17 protein-coding genes are annotated in these 15,859 nt (G+C 72.7%); 13 read left to right on the forward strand and 4 right to left on the reverse strand.

All coding sequences use genetic code 11. The annotated features are described in order from the left end of the window. Window positions 1-89 precede the first annotated feature (89 nt). The 3 genes from ACH4SI_RS06955 (at window position 90) to ACH4SI_RS06965 (ending at window position 2,961) form a co-directional block, all read left to right on the forward strand. Window positions 90-854 (forward strand): hypothetical protein, encoded by a 765-nt coding sequence (locus ACH4SI_RS06955; protein ID WP_398293426.1) that lies wholly within the window; start codon window positions 90-92, stop codon window positions 852-854. Window positions 855-922: 68 nt separating this feature from the next. Beyond that, on the forward strand, window positions 923-1,624 hold the full coding sequence (locus ACH4SI_RS06960; protein WP_398293428.1) for a response regulator transcription factor: 702 nt from the start codon (window positions 923-925) through the stop codon (window positions 1,622-1,624). Continuing rightward, window positions 1,621-2,961, forward strand: a complete 1,341-nt coding sequence (locus tag ACH4SI_RS06965; RefSeq protein ID WP_398293430.1) for a sensor histidine kinase — start codon at window positions 1,621-1,623, stop codon at window positions 2,959-2,961. The genes ACH4SI_RS06960 and ACH4SI_RS06965 overlap by 4 nt, the downstream gene beginning before the upstream one ends. A 367-nt stretch (window positions 2,962-3,328) precedes the next feature. Here ACH4SI_RS06965 and ACH4SI_RS06970 read toward each other — a convergent pair whose 3' ends face one another. From ACH4SI_RS06970 to ACH4SI_RS06980, 3 genes are read right to left on the reverse strand one after another with little or no spacing between them, the layout of a single operon-like run. Next, the gene (locus ACH4SI_RS06970) at window positions 3,329-4,231 is read right to left on the reverse strand and encodes a LysR family transcriptional regulator (RefSeq protein ID WP_398293941.1); all 903 of its coding nucleotides are present in this window, start codon (window positions 4,229-4,231) and stop codon (window positions 3,329-3,331) included. After that, entirely contained in the window at window positions 4,191-5,741 is a 1,551-nt protein-coding gene (locus tag ACH4SI_RS06975; RefSeq protein WP_398293432.1) for an MFS transporter, read from the reverse strand. The genes ACH4SI_RS06970 and ACH4SI_RS06975 overlap by 41 nt, the downstream gene beginning before the upstream one ends. Next, a complete protein-coding gene (locus ACH4SI_RS06980; protein WP_398293434.1) occupies window positions 5,738-6,343 on the reverse strand; it encodes a flavodoxin family protein in 606 nt (201 codons plus the stop codon). The genes ACH4SI_RS06975 and ACH4SI_RS06980 overlap by 4 nt, the downstream gene beginning before the upstream one ends. A gap of 218 nt (window positions 6,344-6,561) precedes the next feature. Between ACH4SI_RS06980 and ACH4SI_RS06985 the strand changes: the two genes are divergently transcribed. From ACH4SI_RS06985 to ACH4SI_RS07025, 9 genes are read left to right on the forward strand one after another with little or no spacing between them, the layout of a single operon-like run. Continuing rightward, complete coding sequence (locus ACH4SI_RS06985; protein WP_398293436.1) at window positions 6,562-7,392, forward strand: 2-amino-3,7-dideoxy-D-threo-hept-6-ulosonate synthase; 831 nt, start codon at window positions 6,562-6,564, stop codon at window positions 7,390-7,392. After that, entirely contained in the window at window positions 7,389-8,429 is a 1,041-nt protein-coding gene (locus tag ACH4SI_RS06990; protein WP_398293438.1) for a 3-dehydroquinate synthase II, read from the forward strand. Before ACH4SI_RS06985 ends, ACH4SI_RS06990 begins: the two co-directional genes overlap by 4 nt. Beyond that, window positions 8,429-9,820, forward strand: a complete 1,392-nt coding sequence (locus ACH4SI_RS06995) for a class I adenylate-forming enzyme family protein (RefSeq protein ID WP_398293440.1) — start codon at window positions 8,429-8,431, stop codon at window positions 9,818-9,820. Before ACH4SI_RS06990 ends, ACH4SI_RS06995 begins: the two co-directional genes overlap by 1 nt. A 39-nt stretch (window positions 9,821-9,859) precedes the next feature. Beyond that, the gene (locus ACH4SI_RS07000) at window positions 9,860-10,132 is read left to right on the forward strand and encodes an acyl carrier protein (RefSeq protein ID WP_398293442.1); all 273 of its coding nucleotides are present in this window, start codon (window positions 9,860-9,862) and stop codon (window positions 10,130-10,132) included. Further along, the gene (locus ACH4SI_RS07005) at window positions 10,129-10,383 is read left to right on the forward strand and encodes a phosphopantetheine-binding protein (protein WP_398293444.1); all 255 of its coding nucleotides are present in this window, start codon (window positions 10,129-10,131) and stop codon (window positions 10,381-10,383) included. Before ACH4SI_RS07000 ends, ACH4SI_RS07005 begins: the two co-directional genes overlap by 4 nt. Further along, window positions 10,380-12,107 carry a beta-ketoacyl synthase N-terminal-like domain-containing protein gene (locus tag ACH4SI_RS07010; RefSeq protein WP_398293446.1) on the forward strand — a complete coding sequence of 576 codons (1,728 nt, stop codon included), beginning with the start codon at window positions 10,380-10,382 and terminating at the stop codon, window positions 12,105-12,107. Before ACH4SI_RS07005 ends, ACH4SI_RS07010 begins: the two co-directional genes overlap by 4 nt. 8 nt (window positions 12,108-12,115) lie before the next feature. Then, window positions 12,116-12,679: a hypothetical protein gene (locus ACH4SI_RS07015; RefSeq protein ID WP_398293448.1), complete on the forward strand. Its 564-nt coding sequence runs from the start codon at window positions 12,116-12,118 to the stop codon at window positions 12,677-12,679. After that, the gene (locus ACH4SI_RS07020; protein WP_398293450.1) at window positions 12,676-14,370 is read left to right on the forward strand and encodes an AMP-binding protein; all 1,695 of its coding nucleotides are present in this window, start codon (window positions 12,676-12,678) and stop codon (window positions 14,368-14,370) included. The genes ACH4SI_RS07015 and ACH4SI_RS07020 overlap by 4 nt, the downstream gene beginning before the upstream one ends. After that, the gene (locus ACH4SI_RS07025; RefSeq protein ID WP_398293452.1) at window positions 14,367-14,858 is read left to right on the forward strand and encodes a hypothetical protein; all 492 of its coding nucleotides are present in this window, start codon (window positions 14,367-14,369) and stop codon (window positions 14,856-14,858) included. The genes ACH4SI_RS07020 and ACH4SI_RS07025 overlap by 4 nt, the downstream gene beginning before the upstream one ends. Before the next feature lie 224 nt (window positions 14,859-15,082). Here ACH4SI_RS07025 and ACH4SI_RS07030 read toward each other — a convergent pair whose 3' ends face one another. Continuing rightward, window positions 15,083-15,193: a DUF397 domain-containing protein gene (locus ACH4SI_RS07030; RefSeq protein ID WP_398293454.1), complete on the reverse strand. Its 111-nt coding sequence runs from the start codon at window positions 15,191-15,193 to the stop codon at window positions 15,083-15,085. Window positions 15,194-15,338: 145 nt separating this feature from the next. Here ACH4SI_RS07030 and ACH4SI_RS07035 point away from each other — a divergent pair, with 145 nt between their 5' ends. After that, window positions 15,339-15,857, forward strand: a complete 519-nt coding sequence (locus ACH4SI_RS07035; protein WP_398293456.1) for a hypothetical protein — start codon at window positions 15,339-15,341, stop codon at window positions 15,855-15,857. The last annotated feature ends 2 nt before the right edge of the window (window positions 15,858-15,859 follow it).

Raw genomic sequence — 15,859 nt, forward strand, 5'->3', positions numbered from 1 at the left:
GTCCCCGACATCACGTCAGGGGTGTTTCGGGGGCCCGTCAGGGAGCCTCCCGATGAGCCCGGAGGCCGGTGGCGGCCAGGGTCGAGGGCATGAAGAGAATCGTGACCGCACTCCGCCGTGGCCGCCTCGCGACCAGAGCCGGCGCCGGCGCCGTCGCCGCCGCCCTGGCCCTGGCCCTGGCCACGGCCGCCCAGGCCCCGGCCCTCGCACAGCCTGCGCCGGCCCGATTCGCCGCCGCGCCCGTCCCCACCCCGGAGTCGCTCGCCCCCGCCTACGCCGACTGCCCGAAGGACCTGCCCGCGGGCGCCGACCGCGCGAAGTGGCGCTGCGAGGTGTCGGTCGCGTACGGGCACCTCAAGCTCGGCCGGATCGACCTCCCCGACATCAAGCCCATCACCCTCGTCCATGCCGAGGGCCCGCTGCCCGACGGCACGTTCGGCCAGGTCTTCGGCTCCCTGCGCGCCGAGCCGACACCGGTGCCGGGCGCGCCCGGCCTGTCCGTCCGGGCCGGGTACGGGGGTTACGCCGACTTCCTCAACAGCGGCGCCCTGGACCTGAGGTTCCGGCTGGTCTCCCCGCTCCTCAACCGGACGTGCGCCATCGGCACGGACGACGCGCCGGTCGGGCTCCGTCCCACGAGGGACGCGCCGAGCACCTGGCTGTCCCAGGATCCGCCGCTGGTCCGGTTCCCCGCGCACGACGACACCTTCACCACGCCCGCGGCGACCCGCTGCGGTCCTCTCGGCCGGGCGGTCAACCAGCGTTTCGGCCTGCCCGCCGCCACCGGCGAAAGCCTGATCGCGTACACGGCGTACTACACCTTCAGGACGTACGACCGCCTCTCGGCGGCCTGAGCGGACTCGCCGACCGACGGCCGAGATTGTACGCACCGCCCCCGGAGCCGGGCTGCCAAGATGAGCGAATGATCTACCCAGCCGATACACAACGGTCGACTGCGGATCAGACACGGCTGTTACTGGTCGAGGACGACCGGGAGACCGCGGACATGCTGGCCGAATTGTTCGTCTCAGAGGGCTACGACGTCGAGGTGGCATACGACGGCCACCGGGGGCTCCACCTCGGCCTCGGCCGACGTCATCAGGTGATGGTCATCGACCGGATGCTGCCCGGCATCGACGGCCTGGACCTGGTGAAACGATTACGTCGGGTCGGTGTCACCACCCGGGTCCTGGTGCTGACCGCGCTGGGCGAACTGGGCGATCGGGTCACCGGCCTCGACTCCGGAGCGGACGACTACCTCGTCAAGCCCTTCGAAGTGGACGAACTGCTGGCCAGGGTGCGGGCGCTGCACCGGCGCGACCTCGCGGACGCCGAAGTCCTGCCGCTCGGCGACGGGGACGGGCTGCTGGACCTGCGGCGCCACGAGGTCTGTCTGGCCGACGGCAGCCGGGTCGAGCTGTCCCTGCGGGAGTTCGGCCTGCTGCACGCGCTCGCGGACGGCCCCAAGCGGGTGCACGACCGCTCGCACCTGCGCGAGCGCGTGTTCCCCGATACCTCGGCGGAGTCCATCGTCGACACCTATGTCTACTACCTGCGGCGGAAACTGGGCCGTGACGTGGTCCGTACCGTGCGGGGGCGCGGCTACCAGATGGGCACCCTGTGATCTCGCTTCCGGTCCGTATCCCGCGCCGCCCGGCTCGCAGCCCCGAGCAGCGGGGGCTCGCCTCCGCCCAGTGGTCGATCACCCTGCGCATCTCGCTGGTGATGTCGGTGATCATGTTATTGGTCGTGGCCATCGTCTACTCCGTCGTGCTGTTCGCCCAGCGCGCCGACGCCGAACGCGAGACGACGTGGGGCCTCCGGCACAACACCGTCGACAGTCCGCCGGTCTGCATGTGGCTCACCGTGGAGCGGGACGGGGTCGTCCGCAGCACCCGCGGCATCCCGGACGGCCTGCCCGTCCTGTCCAGCCTGACCGCCGTCCGGGCGGGCGCTCCCCCGGTTCTGGAGCGCGTGGAACGCGGCGGCGAGCAGTACACCGTACGCACGGGGCGGCGCGGCGACGAGGTCGTTCAGGCGGCCTACGGGGAGCGGTTCCAGCGCGCCGATCGGAGGCATCTGCTCCTGGCCTTCGCGACGGCCGAGTCGATCGGTCTGCTGCTCGTCGCCGCCGCCAGCGGCATGCTCGCGCGGCGGGCGATGACGCCGCTGTCCGAGGCCCTCGCCCGGCAGCGACGGTTCGTCGCGGACGCCAGTCATGAACTACGCACCCCTCTCACTCAGTTGCACACCCGGGCCCAGCTGCTGGCCCGGCGCTCCGGTTCGGAGCGCCCGCAGCAGCTGACCGATGACCTCCAGCGCCTGGTGACCGGGACGCGGCAGCTCGGCGACGTCATCGACGACCTGCTGCTGTCCGCGCGGCTGTCCCGGTCGCCGGGTGCGTGCGATCCGGTGGACCTCGACGCGCTCGCCGAGGAGGCGGTGGCCGCCGAGGACGCCCGGGCCCAGTCGATGGGGCTGGCCGTACGGCTGGGGCAGGGGCCGGGGCGGCACGTGGTGATGGGCACCGCGCCCGCGCTGCGCCGGGTGATCGCCGCGCTGGTCGACAACGCCATGGGGCACACCCCGCCGGGCGGGGAGGTCGTGGTGTCCGTGGACGCCCCGCGCCCCGGTGTCGTGTCGCTGTCCGTACGCGACACGGGTGTCGGGTTCGCGCCCGAGGAGGCCGATCGCCTCTTCGAGCGGTTCGCCCGGGGGACGTCCGGCCGGGGCAGGCGGTTCGGGCTCGGTCTGGCGCTGGCCCGGGAGGTGGTCGAGAGCCATCGGGGACGGATCACCGCCGAAGGGCGGCCGGGGCACGGCGCGCTGTTCACCGTCGAGCTTCCGGCGGCGCGGACCGACGCGGCGGATGGCACGGCGGGCGACGCGATTCCGCGGCAGCGGTCGATCGCGGCGTGCCTGTCCGTGGTGGCCAAGCCGCCGGGCGGGCCGGGCCGCTGAACGGCGTCCGGCCGCGCGACCGTTCCCGCATCCCGGTCGCCCGGCTCGGGGCCGCGTCCACCGGCCCGCGGACGCGGCGCGGGTACGCCGCACGAGGCACCGGCCTGGGTACCCGGCGTGGGCACGCGGCACGAGGCACCGGCCCGGGTACACGGCACGGGCACCCGGCACGGCTCGGCCGCGACGAACACGGCGCGGGCCCGCCGAGCCCGATCGCTCCCCCGGCCCCGCCACCGCCCACGGCCCCCGACGCCGGGGCGCCCGCTCGCCGCCGGCCCACCGGCCCGGGTACGCCGCGCGGCCGGGCCGCACCGCGCGCAGCGCGGGCCGGTGGCGGCCGCCAGGCGGTCCTCCGCCCGCCCGCCGCTCATGAGGCCCTCGGGCGGCACCAGTCGAGCGCTCCGTCGTCGATGTCCTCGGCGAGCCCGGCCAGCGGCGACCCGGCGGGCCACACCAGCCGGGTACGGCGCCACAGCCGGCCGCCCACCAGCCGCTTCAGCGCGATGCCCGGGCAGCGGTCGCCCGGCGCGGCGAAGACGCCGACCGCGTTCCCGGCGCTGACGATGGCCGCCGCGGTGGTCTGGTCGGCGCCGAAGTACCGGAACCGGGGGGTGAACCCGGCGCGCTCGCAGGCGATCCGCAGGCTCAGGCCCAGGCCGTCGGAACGGTCTCCGGGGGCGACCCAGATCTCCTCGGCCAGCTCCTCCAGGGTGATGCGCTGCCGGTGGGCCAGCCGGTGGCCGGGGGCCAGGCCGATCAGCACGGGTTCGGTGCCGAGGTCGCGTACGGTGAACTCGCGGACCGCGGGCGGCCCGACGTCCGGGAACTCGCTGATGACCGCCAGCGCGACCTTCTCCATCCGCAGCAGCTCCAGCACGGCCTGGGAGGAGGGTTCCAGGTAGGTCAGCTGTTCGTGGTGCGGCAGCCGCTCCCGGATGAGGGCGGCGATCAGCGGCACCCAGGGGTTGTCCACCCCGCCCAGCGCGACGGCCTGCGGCGGTTCGGCCGGCTGGGCGAGCGTACGGGCCGTGGCGATCAGATCGCCGAACTCGTCCAGCAACTCCCGGGCCCGGCCCACCACATGGACGCCCAGCTCGGTCGGTACGACACCCTGCGGGCGGCGACGGAACAGCGGTCCGCCCAACTCCTGTTCGATACGCCTGAGTTGCGTGGAGAGGCCGGATTGCGCGATTTTCAGCGTGGCGGCCGCGCGGCTGATGCTGCCGGATTCAGCCACGGTGAGCACGATCCGCAGATGGCGCAGACCCATATCCACTTCCTGCCTCCCTCGGTGATGGTCGTGGCCGGAAAGAGACGATGACGAGCACAGCACCGGCCAGGGACAGCAGCGCCGTCCAACCTGCGGTGACGTACAGGGCGTGCAGATAGGCCCGGTCCGCGGCGGCGAGGAGGTCGGGCCGGTGCAGCGACGCGGCCACCGCCCGCGTGGCCTCCGCGGAGTCCAGGGCCCGGCCCCGCGCCCCGGGGGCCAGGCCGTCGAGCGCGGGCCGGATCTCCCCGCGGTAGGAGGTGGCGAGCACCGAGCCGAGGACCGCGACCCCGAGGGTGCTGCCCACGGGCCGGGTGGCGGCGTTGATGGCGGCGCCCGCGCCGGTGTACCGCGAGGGCAGGACGGCCATCATCTCCGCCGTCATCGGCGCCACCACCAGCCCGATACCGGCGCCCTGCGCGAACAGCACCACGGCGATCGAGGCCACCGGCGTATCCGCGTCGAAGAACACGTACGCACCGAAGGTGGCGCTCGCGAGGAGGATTCCGGCGACCGCGCACCACCGGACCGTCAGCAGCCGGGCCAGCCCCGGGGAGATCTGGTTGCCGAGCACGATGCCACCAGCGGCGGAGGCCATCACGACCCCGGCGGCCAGCGCCGACAGGCCGTGCACGCCTTGCAGGTAGAAGGCGCAGTAGAAGAGCTGCCCGGCCAGGCCGAAGAAGAGCAGCAGCAGGGTCACACTGCCACCCGCGAAGCGCGGCTCGGTGAACAGGCGCACGTCGAATCCCGGCGCCTCCCGGCGGCTCTGCGCGGTGACGAACACCGCCAGCAGCGCGAGCCCGGCCACCAGCGGCAGCAGCGCGCCCGGGCTCGACCAGCCGGACGGGCGGCCGCCCTGGATGACGCCGTACACCACCAGGCCGAGCCCCAGTACGGAGAGCAGCAGCGCGGCCGGGTCGAGCACCCGGCGCTCGGCGTAGCGCAGTTCGGGCACCAGCAGCGCCACCCCGGCCAGGCATACGGCCACCACCGGCAGGTTGACGAGGAACACCGAGCCCCACCAGAACCGGGTCAGCAGCGCACCGCCCACCACCGGCCCGAGCGCGACGGCCGCGCCGCCCGCGGAGGCCCACACCGCGATGGCCCGGGTGCGATGGGCGGGCACGGTGCCGCGGGTGACGATCGCCAGCGTCGCCGGGGTGATCAGCGCCCCGCCCGCGCCCATGAAGCCGCGGGTGACGATGAGTTCGGTGGCGCCGGGCGAGAACGCGGCCGGCGTGGAGGCGACGGCCAGGAGCAGCAGCCCGGCGGTCAGGGTGCGGCGCGGCCCGTAGCGGTCGGCGAGGGCGCCACCGGCGAAGCTGCCCGCCGCGAACACCAGCGAGTACGAGGCATTGGCCCACGCCAGCTCCGCGGAGTCGGCGCCGAGGCCGCGTACCGGGTCGGCGAGGGTTTCCATGGTCACGTTGAGGACCGTGTTGTCCAGCAGGACCAGTGTCTGCGCCAGGACCGCCACGGCCACGGCCCACCACGGCCGCTGTTTCACGGCGTCAGCGCTCGTCTGCCCGCGACGACGGTCCGGGCGACCTCCGCGACCCGCTGTCCGAGGTGTTCCGCGGTGGCGAGGTCGGACGGGTGCACCGTGCCCGACCGGTCGTCCACCGGGGACTGCGCACCGGCACCCTGGAAGAACCCGAGCCGGTTCAGGTCGGATTCGCCGCCACGGGTGGAGTTCCAGCCGGAGGCCAGGCCGAGGGTGACCCAGAGCATGCCGTGCTGCGCGGCGAGGGTGGCGAAGTAGCCGAGGGTGCCCGCCTTGTCCCCGGCCATGGAGCCGGAGTTGGTGAATCCCGCCGCCACCTTGTCCTGCCAGCGGCGGGCGAGCCAGCGCCGGGCGCTCGCCTCGGCGAAGGTGTGGAAGGCCGCGGAGGCCGTGCCCATGTACGTCGGCGCGCCGAAGACGATGGCGTGGGCGTCGTCGAGCACACCCCAGTCCTCATCGGTGATCCGGTCGACCCGGACGAGGGTGACCTTGGCGTCCGGGGCCCGGCTCGCTCCGGCGCGTACGGCCTCCCCCAGCCGGGCGGTGTGTCCGCGTCCGCCGTGACAGGCGATCGCGATGTGTACCGGGTCGGTCAGGGCGGTCAATCCGGCCTCCTCGAAAACGCTGTTCCGTGGTCCGGTCGTGTCGGTCGTGTCACACGTGGCAGTCCGCGAGCCTGCCACAGCAGTCTCAAAGGTTTCTCAGAGCCACATAACCGCGGAGTGATGGAGATTCGCTATCTGCTCGCCTTCGATCAGGCGTGCCATTCTGGCCCGGCAATCCCGAAGCACCGTCCACCCGTTGGAAGAGGTGTTCCCGGCACATGACCGATGTGGGCAAATCACTCCGGATGCGGAGGCTCTCCGCCGTGGGGGACGGGAGATATCTCTTCGTCCCGCTCGACCACAGTGTGTCCGACGGGCCGGTGGTACCCCAGGCCCGCTGGAACGGGCTGCTCGGCGCGCTGGTGGACGGCGGCGCGGACGCGATCGTCGTCCACAAGGGCCGGGCGCGCGCGATCGCCCCCGGTATCCTGCGCCACTGCGCGCTGGTGGTGCACCTGAGCGCCGGAACCGTGTACCAGGCCGACGCCGACGCCAAGGTGCTCGTCGGCGAGGTGGAAGAGGCCGTACGGCTGGGCGCGGACGCGGTGAGCGTGCACGTGAACCTCGGGTCGGACACCGAACACCGGCAGCTCGCCGACCTCGGGGCCGTCGCGGCCTCGTGCGACGCGTGGAACATGCCACTGCTCGCGATGATCTACCCCAGGGGCCCGCGGATCGCTGACCCGCACGATCCGGCGCTGCTCTCCCACGCCGTCAACATCGCCGCCGACCTCGGCGCCGACCTCGTGAAGACGTCGGTCGCGCTGCCGCTGGACCGGATGGCCGAGGTGGTGGACAGCAGCCCGCTGCCGGTCCTCGCCGCGGGCGGCCCGCCCGACGGCACGGATCTGATCGGCCACGGGACCTCGTTGATGCTCGCCGGCTGCCGTGGTCTCGCGGTCGGCCGCCGGATCTTCTCCTCGCCCTCCCCCGCCTCGCTGGTGAAGAGGCTCGCGGCCGTCGTCCACGCCGGCGACACCGTTGACGCCGCCGACGCCGTGGACACGGCCCCCCATCCCCCGACGACGATTGCGACAGGTGCCGCATGAAGTTCGCCTGGATCGACCTCAGAACCGTTCCGCAGAACAGGCTGGAATCCGTCGTGGACGCCGCCATCCACACCCGGATGCAGGGTGTGCTCTGCGACGACGAAGCCGTCCTCAAGGCGCTGCCCCCGACCATCACCGGCGTCACCACCACCCCGGTGACCGACGAGAAGCAGTTGCACGACCTCGCCGCCGACACCGCGGGCTGGGTCGACGTACGCGACGAACCGTCGCTGCGGCTGGCGTGCACCGCCGCCGTCACGCTGCCCCTCACCGTGGTCCGCTTCGCCGACCCGACGAAGATCCCGCTGGAGATCGTGCTCGCCGCCGCGGACCGTTCCGAGGGCAAGCTGATCACCGTCTGCGCGGACCTGGAGGAGGCCGCCACCGTCCTGGACGTGCTGGAGCGCGGATCGGACGGCATCCTGCTGGCCCCCTCGGACGCGGGCGAGGTGTTCGCGCTGGCGCGGCTGCTGGAGGCCGGTACGGCGCCGCTGAACCTGACCACGCTGACCGTCGAGGGCATCGAGCACCACGGCCTCGGCGACCGGGTGTGCGTGGACACCTGCAGCCACTTCGCCGAGGACGAGGGCATCCTCGTCGGCTCGTACTCGACCGGCTTCATCCTGTGCTGCAGCGAGACCCACCCGCTGCCGTACATGCCGACCCGCCCCTTCCGGGTCAACGCGGGCGCCCTGCACTCCTACGTACTCGGCCCGGACAACCGCACCAACTACCTGAGCGAGCTGCGCGCGGGCCGCACCACGCTGGCCGTCGACGCCGAGGGCCGGACCCGGCCGGTCATGGTCGGCCGCGCCAAGCTGGAGTCCCGGCCGCTGCTGACCATCACCGCGCGCTCCCCCGAGGGCATCGAGGTGAGCCTGACCGTCCAGGACGACTGGCACGTACGGGTGCTCGGGCCCGGCGGACGGGTCCACAACGTCACCGAGTTGCGGCCCGGCGACGAACTGCTCGGCTATCTGGCCACGGACCAGCGCCATGTGGGTTACCCCATCGGCGAGTTCTGCCGGGAGCAGTGATGAGCGGCGATATCGCTATGCGGGCGCTCGTCGAGACGCTGTTCGACGCCCACCCCGGCGACCTGCCCTACCTCGTGCACGGTGACGACCCGCTGAGTCGCGCCGAGGTGCGCGCGGCGGCGGCCACCGAGGCGGAGGTCTTCGCCGAGTACGGCATCGGCGAGGGCACCACGGTGATGCTCCGGATACCGCCGAGCTTCACCCAGATCGAGGTGCTGCTCGCGCTGTGGCGGCTGGGCGCCCAGGTGATGCTGATCGACCACCGGCTCAAGCAGTCCGAAGTGGACGCGCTGCGCGCGCTGTGCCATCCGCAGTTCCTGGTCGGCGCGGGTACGGCGGGCCTCGCACCACTGCGATTCGAGCCCCGGTACGAGGTGGTCACCTCCCGGTTCCCGGACGGCCGGGCCGCGGCGACCGACCACCGGCTGGTGCAGTTCAGCTCGGGCTCCACCGGGCTGCCCAAGGTGATCGGACGGACCCCGGCGTCCCTGGCGGCCGAGATCGATCGGTTCACCCGGATCGAGGGTATGCCGACCCGGGGCGAACGCGTGCTGCTGCTCAGCTCGACCGCCCACAGCTTCGGGCTGATCGCCGGGGTGCTGCACTCGCTCCTCGCGGGCGTGGCGGCCGTGTTCGCCCGCCGGGTGTCGGCCAAGGACATCCTCGCCGCGGCCGGGCGCCACGATGTGCACGCCATATTCGGCACCCCGTTCCACTACGAACTCCTCAGCACGGCACGGGACTTGCCCTCACTCCCCTCGTTGCGCGCCGCGGTCTCCGGCGGCGAGATCATGCCCCCGGAGACGGCCGCACGGTTCGCCGACCGGTTCGGCATCGGAGTCGGCGAATCGTACGGAACCACCGAGACGGGCGTCGTCGCGATGGAGGTCAGCGGCGCGTCGCGCCCCACCGTCGGACGGGCGGCCCCCGGTGTGCGCCTACGGATCCACGAGGGCGAGCTGGACGTCTGGCTGCCGGACGGCTCACCGTACCTGCACGACTCCGGCGGCGGCCGGTACACCGACGGCTGGCTGCGCACCCGCGACCGGGCCGAGCTGGACGCATCCGGCGGTGTGCGGCTGCTGGGCCGCGGCGACTCGCTCGTGGTCATCGGTGGCCTCAAGGTCGATCTGACCGAGGTGGAGGACGTGTTGCGCGGCCACCCGGGGGTCAGCGGGGCCGTGGTCGTCCACGCCGGCGCCACCGAGGCGTACGTGTCCACCGAACCCGACGGCCCCTCGGCCGGGGAGCTGCTGCGCTGGTGCCGCGACCGGCTGGCCGACTACAAGGTGCCGCGTGTCATCCAGGTCCTCCCGGACCTGCCCCGCACCTCCAACGGCAAGCTCATCCGCCACCGCGACGCCCTGCTGGCCCGCTCCCCCGCCCGCTGACCGTTACCCACTACTGCCGGACCAGAAGGGATTCCCACCATGCAGACGGCATTGGAGAAAGAGATCCGCCAGTTCGTGCTCAGCACGATCAGCGAGGACATGAACCACCCCCTCGACGCGGACGAGATCACCGACGACAGCCCCCTGGGGACCGGTGGCATCGACATCGACTCGCTGAGCCTGATCGAGCTGGTCCTGCGGATCGAGCGCCGGTTCGGCGTGAAGTTCCCGGACACCGATATCGAACCGGTCGGCGCGATGAACCTCGGCGACCTGGTCGACGACGTCATCAAGCGGGGCGCCACGACATGACTGCGGACATCACCGTCGACGTGGTGCGGGAGCTGCTGTCCGACCCCAAGATCTTCGCCGCACTGCCGGCCGAACTGGACGACGACGCCGACTTGGCGCTGGACTCGCTGGGCCTGGTGTGGTTCCTGCACCAACTGGAACTGCGTCACGGGCTGGAGATCGAACCGTCCGAGGCGTTCCTCGCCGAGTTCACGTCGGTGCGGCGGATCACCGACTACCTGAACGACCACCACCTGGCGGACCGCCCATGAGCCATGAGGTGCTGCTGACCGGCTTCGGCGTCCGCACGGCCTTCGGCACCGGGGCGGACGCGCTGCGGGAGGGCGTGTTCGAGGGAACCCCCGCGTTCGCCCCGATCACCCGCTTCGACACCGGCCCGTACCGTACGGGGTTGGCCGCGACGTGTGGCGGCGCCGTCCCGCTGCGCGAGGTGCTGGCCGAAGTGGCGGGCGCGGCGGTCGCGATGGCGGGCCTGCGGCCGGGCACGGAGGCGGCGGTCCTGGTAGGCACCGCGGGCGACTTCACCGCCCTGACCCCCTTCTGGCGCACGGCGACGGGGCGGGGTGGCGCGCCCTCCCCCGGCGACTCGTCGCGCCCCGGCCCCGCCGACGGCGCATGGTCGCGCACCGGCGCGGTGTCGCCCGGCCCCTCCGGCGACGCGCCAGCCGCCAACTCCCAGGAAGGACCGGCGTTCCCGGGCTCGCCCGGCCGCGCGGTGTCCCCTGGGTCGCCCGGTGTCACGGCGACCCCCCGGCCCCCCGGCCTGCCCGGCGGCGCGGTGTCCCCCGGCAACGACGCAACCGACCCCCCGGGCGGCACGCCGTTCCCCGGCTCGCCCGGTGGAACAGCGTCTCCCGGCGGTATGGCGCCCGCTGGCGCCCACAGCAGCGCGGCGTCCTCAGGCTCCCGCGGCGGCGCAACGCACCCCGGCTCGCCTGGCAGTGCCGCCTCCCCCGGCGGTACGGCGTCCTCTGGCTCGCCCGGCGGCGCCACGTCACCCTGCTCGCCTGGCAGCACGCCGTTCCCCGGCTGGCCCGGCAGCGCGGCGTCACCCGCCTCCCCCGGCCGCACGCCGCTCCCCAGCCAGCCCGGCGGGGCCGCGTCCTCCGACTCCCCCGGCAGCGCCCCGCAGGGCCATGGCCGAGCCGCCGGGGCCGACCGGGCCGTCGAGACCGTGCCCGCCTGGCAGGCCGAGGCACTCGGCGACGCGCTCGGGGTACACGGCACCCGGTTGGCGTTCACCAACGCCTGCGTCGCCTCCGCCTCGGCCGTGGCGCACGGCTGCCGGCTCATCGCCTCCGGCCGCGCCGACATCGTGATCTGCGCGGGGGCGTACCTGGTCGAGGAGGAGAACCTGGCCAAGTTCGGCTCGGGGTTCGCCCTCTCCCGCGATGGCATGGTGCGGCCGTTCTGCGCCGACCGCAGCGGGCTGCTGCTCGGCGACGGGGCAGCGGCCGTCGTCCTCGAATCGGCCGACAGCGCCCGGCGCAGAGGGGCGCGGGTGCTCGGCGCGCTGACCGGCTGGGGCGTCGCCTCCGACGCCCACCACATCGCGCGCCCCCACCCCGAGGGCACCGGGCTGGTCACCGCCGCCCGGCGGGCGCTGCGGCGGGCGGGCAGCCCGCGCATCGACTACGTCAACGCGCACGGCACGGCGACCAAGTCCAACGACCCCGCCGAGACCCGCGGGCTGCACACCCTCTTCGGCGCGGACGCGCCCCACGTGCCGGTCAGCTCGACCAAGAGCACGACGGGACACCTCCTGGAGGCGTCCGGCGTGGTGGAACTCGTCATCACCCTGCTCGCGCTGCGGGACGGCGTCCTGCCACCCACCGCCGGGTTCACCGAACCGGACCCGCACTGCGACCTCGACTACGTGCCGAACCGGCCACGCAAGGCCGACATCCGCCACGCGCTCACCGTCAACGCCGCGTTCGGCGGCGCCAACAGCGCGCTCGTCCTGGAGCGCGCATGATCGCCGCGATGGCCGGACCCACCGCGCCACCCGTCTCCGGTTTCGTGGAGTCCGCCTTCAATCCGCTCGTGCACCAGGCCGTCGAGCGATGCCTGACCGCCCGCCCCGGCGACGGCTCCCGGACCGCGATGGTCCTGGCCAGCACGATGGGCGACGCCACCACCCTCGACGTCGGCAGCCGTCTGCTCGTGGCCGGGCAGGTGCACAATCCGCTGCTGTTCATGCAGAGCACCGCCAACGCGATCCTCGGACTGCTCAGCCGTGACTTCGCCATCACCGGGCCACTCCTCTGCCTGTCCACCGTGGCAGACCTGGCCGGGGAGCTGCTGGCCACCGCCGAAATCCTGTTGGAGGACGAGGAGTTGGAGCGCGTCGTACTCGTCGGCGTCGAGCTGACCGCCACCGAGCGCACCGCGGCCGCGTACCGCGCGCTGGGCCACGAACCGCCCGGCGAAGACCGCGCCGTGGCGATCGTGCTCGACCGCGGCGACCCGCTCCCCCGTCCCCCGCACGGCAACCTCCGCGGCCTGGTCGAGCTGGCCGCCCGAATCCAAGGAACCGACCGCCCATGATCACCAAGGAAGAACGCGCGCGGATCAGCCAGGACACCGCCCTGGGTGCCGGAAACGTGATCCACCGGCTGAAGGCGTACGGCAGACCGCTCGACGAGCAGGCGCTGTGGACCGACACCACCTGGCAGGCCCCGGACGGCACCCACCCCGAGGTGCTGACCTTCGGCGAGCTGCACGACGTCGTCGCCACGTACGCGAGCTGGTACCACGCGCACGGCGTGCGGCCCCGCGACCCGGTGGCGATCCAGACGTACTCCAGCACCGAGTTCGCCATCAACTTCCTCGCGCTCACCTCCCTCGGCGCGATCCCCTCCTTCGTCAACGGCAACCTCCGCCCCGAGATCGCCCGCGAGTACATACGTCGCCAGGGCGCGGTAGGAGCCCTCACCGACGAGGCCCACCACCCCGTCCTGGCGCCCCACCAGGCCGAACTGGGCCTCACCTTCTGCGCCACCGCGGCCGACATCCACACCTCGACCCATAGGCAAGGGCAACTCCCCGCGACGTACCCGTACGCCCACCACCCCACCGACCCGATCATCATTTCCCACTCCTCCGGCACCACTGGCATGCCCAAGGCCGTCCCGCACACGCACGAGACCCTGCTGTACGCGCAACTGCACCGGCTGAAGCTGTCGGTCGGCTCCGCGATGGGCAGACTGCTGGTCGCGATGCCCGGCTCGCACAACGCCTCCATCTCGGTCATGCTGTTCGGCTTCCTGCTGCGCTCGCCCGTCCTGCTGCTGTCCAGCCAGCGCGGGACCGACGTCCTGGACGCGATGGAATCGTTCCGCCCGACCACCGTGTTCGCTTTCGCCGGAACGTACGGGGAGATGGCGGCCCAGGACCTCGCCGCACGCGATCTGTCCAGCGTCGAAGCCTGGTACAACACCGGCGACGCGGCACACGAGACACACATCAGGGCGCTCATCGCGCAGGGCAGCCACGACACCGTCGGCCAGGACCTCAAGCGCTGCCGCGTCCCCGGCTCCGTCTTCACCGACGGACTCGGCTCCTCCGAGACCGGCTACTCGCTCTTCCACAACGGCCACAAGCCCGGCCGCTCGTCGTTCTCCCGCTGCGTCGGCAAACCGATGAGCTTCGCCGAGGCCGCGGTGCTCTCCGAGGACGGCACACCGCTGCCACCCGGCGCAGTGGGCCGCCTCGGCGTACGCTCCCCCACCCTCACCCCCGGCTACTGGAACGACTCGCTGACCTTCCACCGGCTGCGGCTCGGCGGCTACTGGCTCACCGGCGACCTCTCCTACCGGGACGAGGACGGCAACTTCTACCACCTCGACCGCGCCCCCGACGCCATCCGCACCACCGCGGGCCTCGTGTTCAGCACCCGCACCGAGGAGTTGCTGCTGCGCGAGCTGCCCGAACTCGACGACTGCACGGTGGTGGCCGTCGCCCCCGAGGGCGTACGCGCCGACTGGGACGGCGACGGAACCGCCGACGCGTACGTCCTGCTCCAGGTACGCGCCGACGCACCGGACCGGGACGACTGGACGGCGCGCGTGAACCAGGCCCTCACCGCCGAGGGGTTCCCGCCCCTCACCGGAGCGCTCCGGATGGACGCCAACGACGTGGTGAAGGGCGCCACCGGCAAGGTGCTCAAACGGGAGATGCGCGAACGCTTCCGGGCCCGCCTGGCGGGCGGGCGCGACCTGGACGGGACGGCGCGATGACCACCAGTCCCAGCCCCCGCCCCATGGACGTCTACCGCCAGTGGTGGCTGCACGACGCGCGCTGGTACCAGGGCGTGGCGAAGCGGTTCGGCCACGCGGCGGCCAATGAGATCAACGCCGAGGCGCTGCGCTACGTGGCCGTCCAGGTCGGCAAGCGCATCGCCCGCCGGCACGGCGGGAAACCCGCCGCCGACCTCGAAGAACTCCGCTGCCGGTACGACGCCTGCTCGGAGTGGATGTTCCCGAGCGAACTCCGCGACGGCGGCACGACGGTGCTCCCGGACGGCGAGATCGAGCTGACCATGCGGCAGAACTTCGCCGTGGCGATGGTCCGGATGGCCGGTTCGCTGGACGGCTACGACTGCCCGTGCACGGATATCCACGCGGGCTGGTCGGAGGGGCTCGGCGTCGAACTCACCCGCAACTGCGCCACGGCGTGCCTGCGGAACGGCGACCCCGCGTGCCGGTTGCTGATGCGGCCCGCCTGAACCCGCAAGGACAAGCCACGCGTGGCCCATCCCGGACAGGCGTACGACGCGGACCCCTCGCGCGTCGAGGCGGTGACGGCGCTGATCGGGCAGATCGCCGACGCCCGGACATCACCGATCCGTACGAGAGCACGGTCGCCTCGGCGCGCTGGATGCGCACCGAGTACGCCGCCTGACGCTCAGCCGCCCGAAGCGAACCGCACGAACCGCACCCAAGTGTTGGGCTAAACGGCGAAGTGGGGACGAGCCGTGTACTTGGAGTCCCGCACGTGAACGGCCTCCTCGGCCACGGCCACCTTCACGCAGTCATCACCCCGGGTGCCGCATCGAATCATCTCGATGCGTTGTATTGTCCTCGTCAAGGATGAACACGTGTGTGCAGTAATTGACTTGATTTATCCCAGGGGGCGGTGCGCGATCTCGTTCGAGGAAGAGTGGGCTCAACACAAGTCCGCGGCAGCCGCGCGGACACAGATGCAAGTGAACAGCTTCGACAGCGGAGGCGCCCCCTCGACGGGCGGTGACCATGTGGCCTCCTCCGCCTCCACCAAGAAGAAGGCCGCCACGTACCTGGAGCAGGACTTGCTTCCCGACGCGGTCAAGGCGGGTCAGCACGCGGGTGGCGCCACGCAGTCCGTCACCGGGCTGGCCCCGGCCGGCCGAGTGGACACCGTCGTGTGGGGCGGCCCGGGCGAGCTGGACAAGTGGGAGATCAAGGCCGGCCTCAACGCGGCGATGAGGCACTGGGGCCAGCAGGTGAACAACCTGCTGGCGCGCCTCAACGGGGAGATGGAGTCGCTGCGTGCCGCGAAGAATTTGTACATCGACAACGATCAGCTCCAAGGCTCGCAGTTCAACGACCTCATTCGGCGAGGGGAACCGGGCAGCGGTGTCACCAGGGACACACCGTCCGTGATCGCGGCTCCCAAGCCGTCGCCCGATCCCTCCACCGACCCCAACGGCCCGCTGCTGCCCAACCCCTCGCCCACCTCGGAGTGATC

Source organism: Streptomyces sp. NPDC021212 (genome assembly GCF_044332925.1).
Taxonomy (GTDB): domain Bacteria; phylum Actinomycetota; class Actinomycetes; order Streptomycetales; family Streptomycetaceae; genus Streptomyces.

Bases quoted from the DNA above. Each gene is read 5' to 3' on its own strand.
- ACH4SI_RS06955 (WP_398293426.1), top strand. From the start codon at position 90: ATGAAGAGAATCGTGACCGCACTCCGCCGTGGCCGCCTCGCGACCAGA.
- ACH4SI_RS06960 (WP_398293428.1), top strand. From the start codon at position 923: ATGATCTACCCAGCCGATACACAACGGTCGACTGCGGATCAGACACGG.
- ACH4SI_RS06970 (WP_398293941.1), bottom strand. From the start codon at position 4,231: ATGGGTCTGCGCCATCTGCGGATCGTGCTCACCGTGGCTGAATCCGGC.
- ACH4SI_RS06985 (WP_398293436.1), top strand. From the start codon at position 6,562: ATGACCGATGTGGGCAAATCACTCCGGATGCGGAGGCTCTCCGCCGTG.
- ACH4SI_RS06990 (WP_398293438.1), top strand. From the start codon at position 7,389: ATGAAGTTCGCCTGGATCGACCTCAGAACCGTTCCGCAGAACAGGCTG.
- ACH4SI_RS06995 (WP_398293440.1), top strand. From the start codon at position 8,429: ATGAGCGGCGATATCGCTATGCGGGCGCTCGTCGAGACGCTGTTCGAC.
- ACH4SI_RS07000 (WP_398293442.1), top strand. From the start codon at position 9,860: ATGCAGACGGCATTGGAGAAAGAGATCCGCCAGTTCGTGCTCAGCACG.
- ACH4SI_RS07005 (WP_398293444.1), top strand. From the start codon at position 10,129: ATGACTGCGGACATCACCGTCGACGTGGTGCGGGAGCTGCTGTCCGAC.
- ACH4SI_RS07010 (WP_398293446.1), top strand. From the start codon at position 10,380: ATGAGCCATGAGGTGCTGCTGACCGGCTTCGGCGTCCGCACGGCCTTC.
- ACH4SI_RS07015 (WP_398293448.1), top strand. From the start codon at position 12,116: ATGGCCGGACCCACCGCGCCACCCGTCTCCGGTTTCGTGGAGTCCGCC.
- ACH4SI_RS07020 (WP_398293450.1), top strand. From the start codon at position 12,676: ATGATCACCAAGGAAGAACGCGCGCGGATCAGCCAGGACACCGCCCTG.
- ACH4SI_RS07025 (WP_398293452.1), top strand. From the start codon at position 14,367: ATGACCACCAGTCCCAGCCCCCGCCCCATGGACGTCTACCGCCAGTGG.
- ACH4SI_RS07030 (WP_398293454.1), bottom strand. From the start codon at position 15,193: ATGATTCGATGCGGCACCCGGGGTGATGACTGCGTGAAGGTGGCCGTG.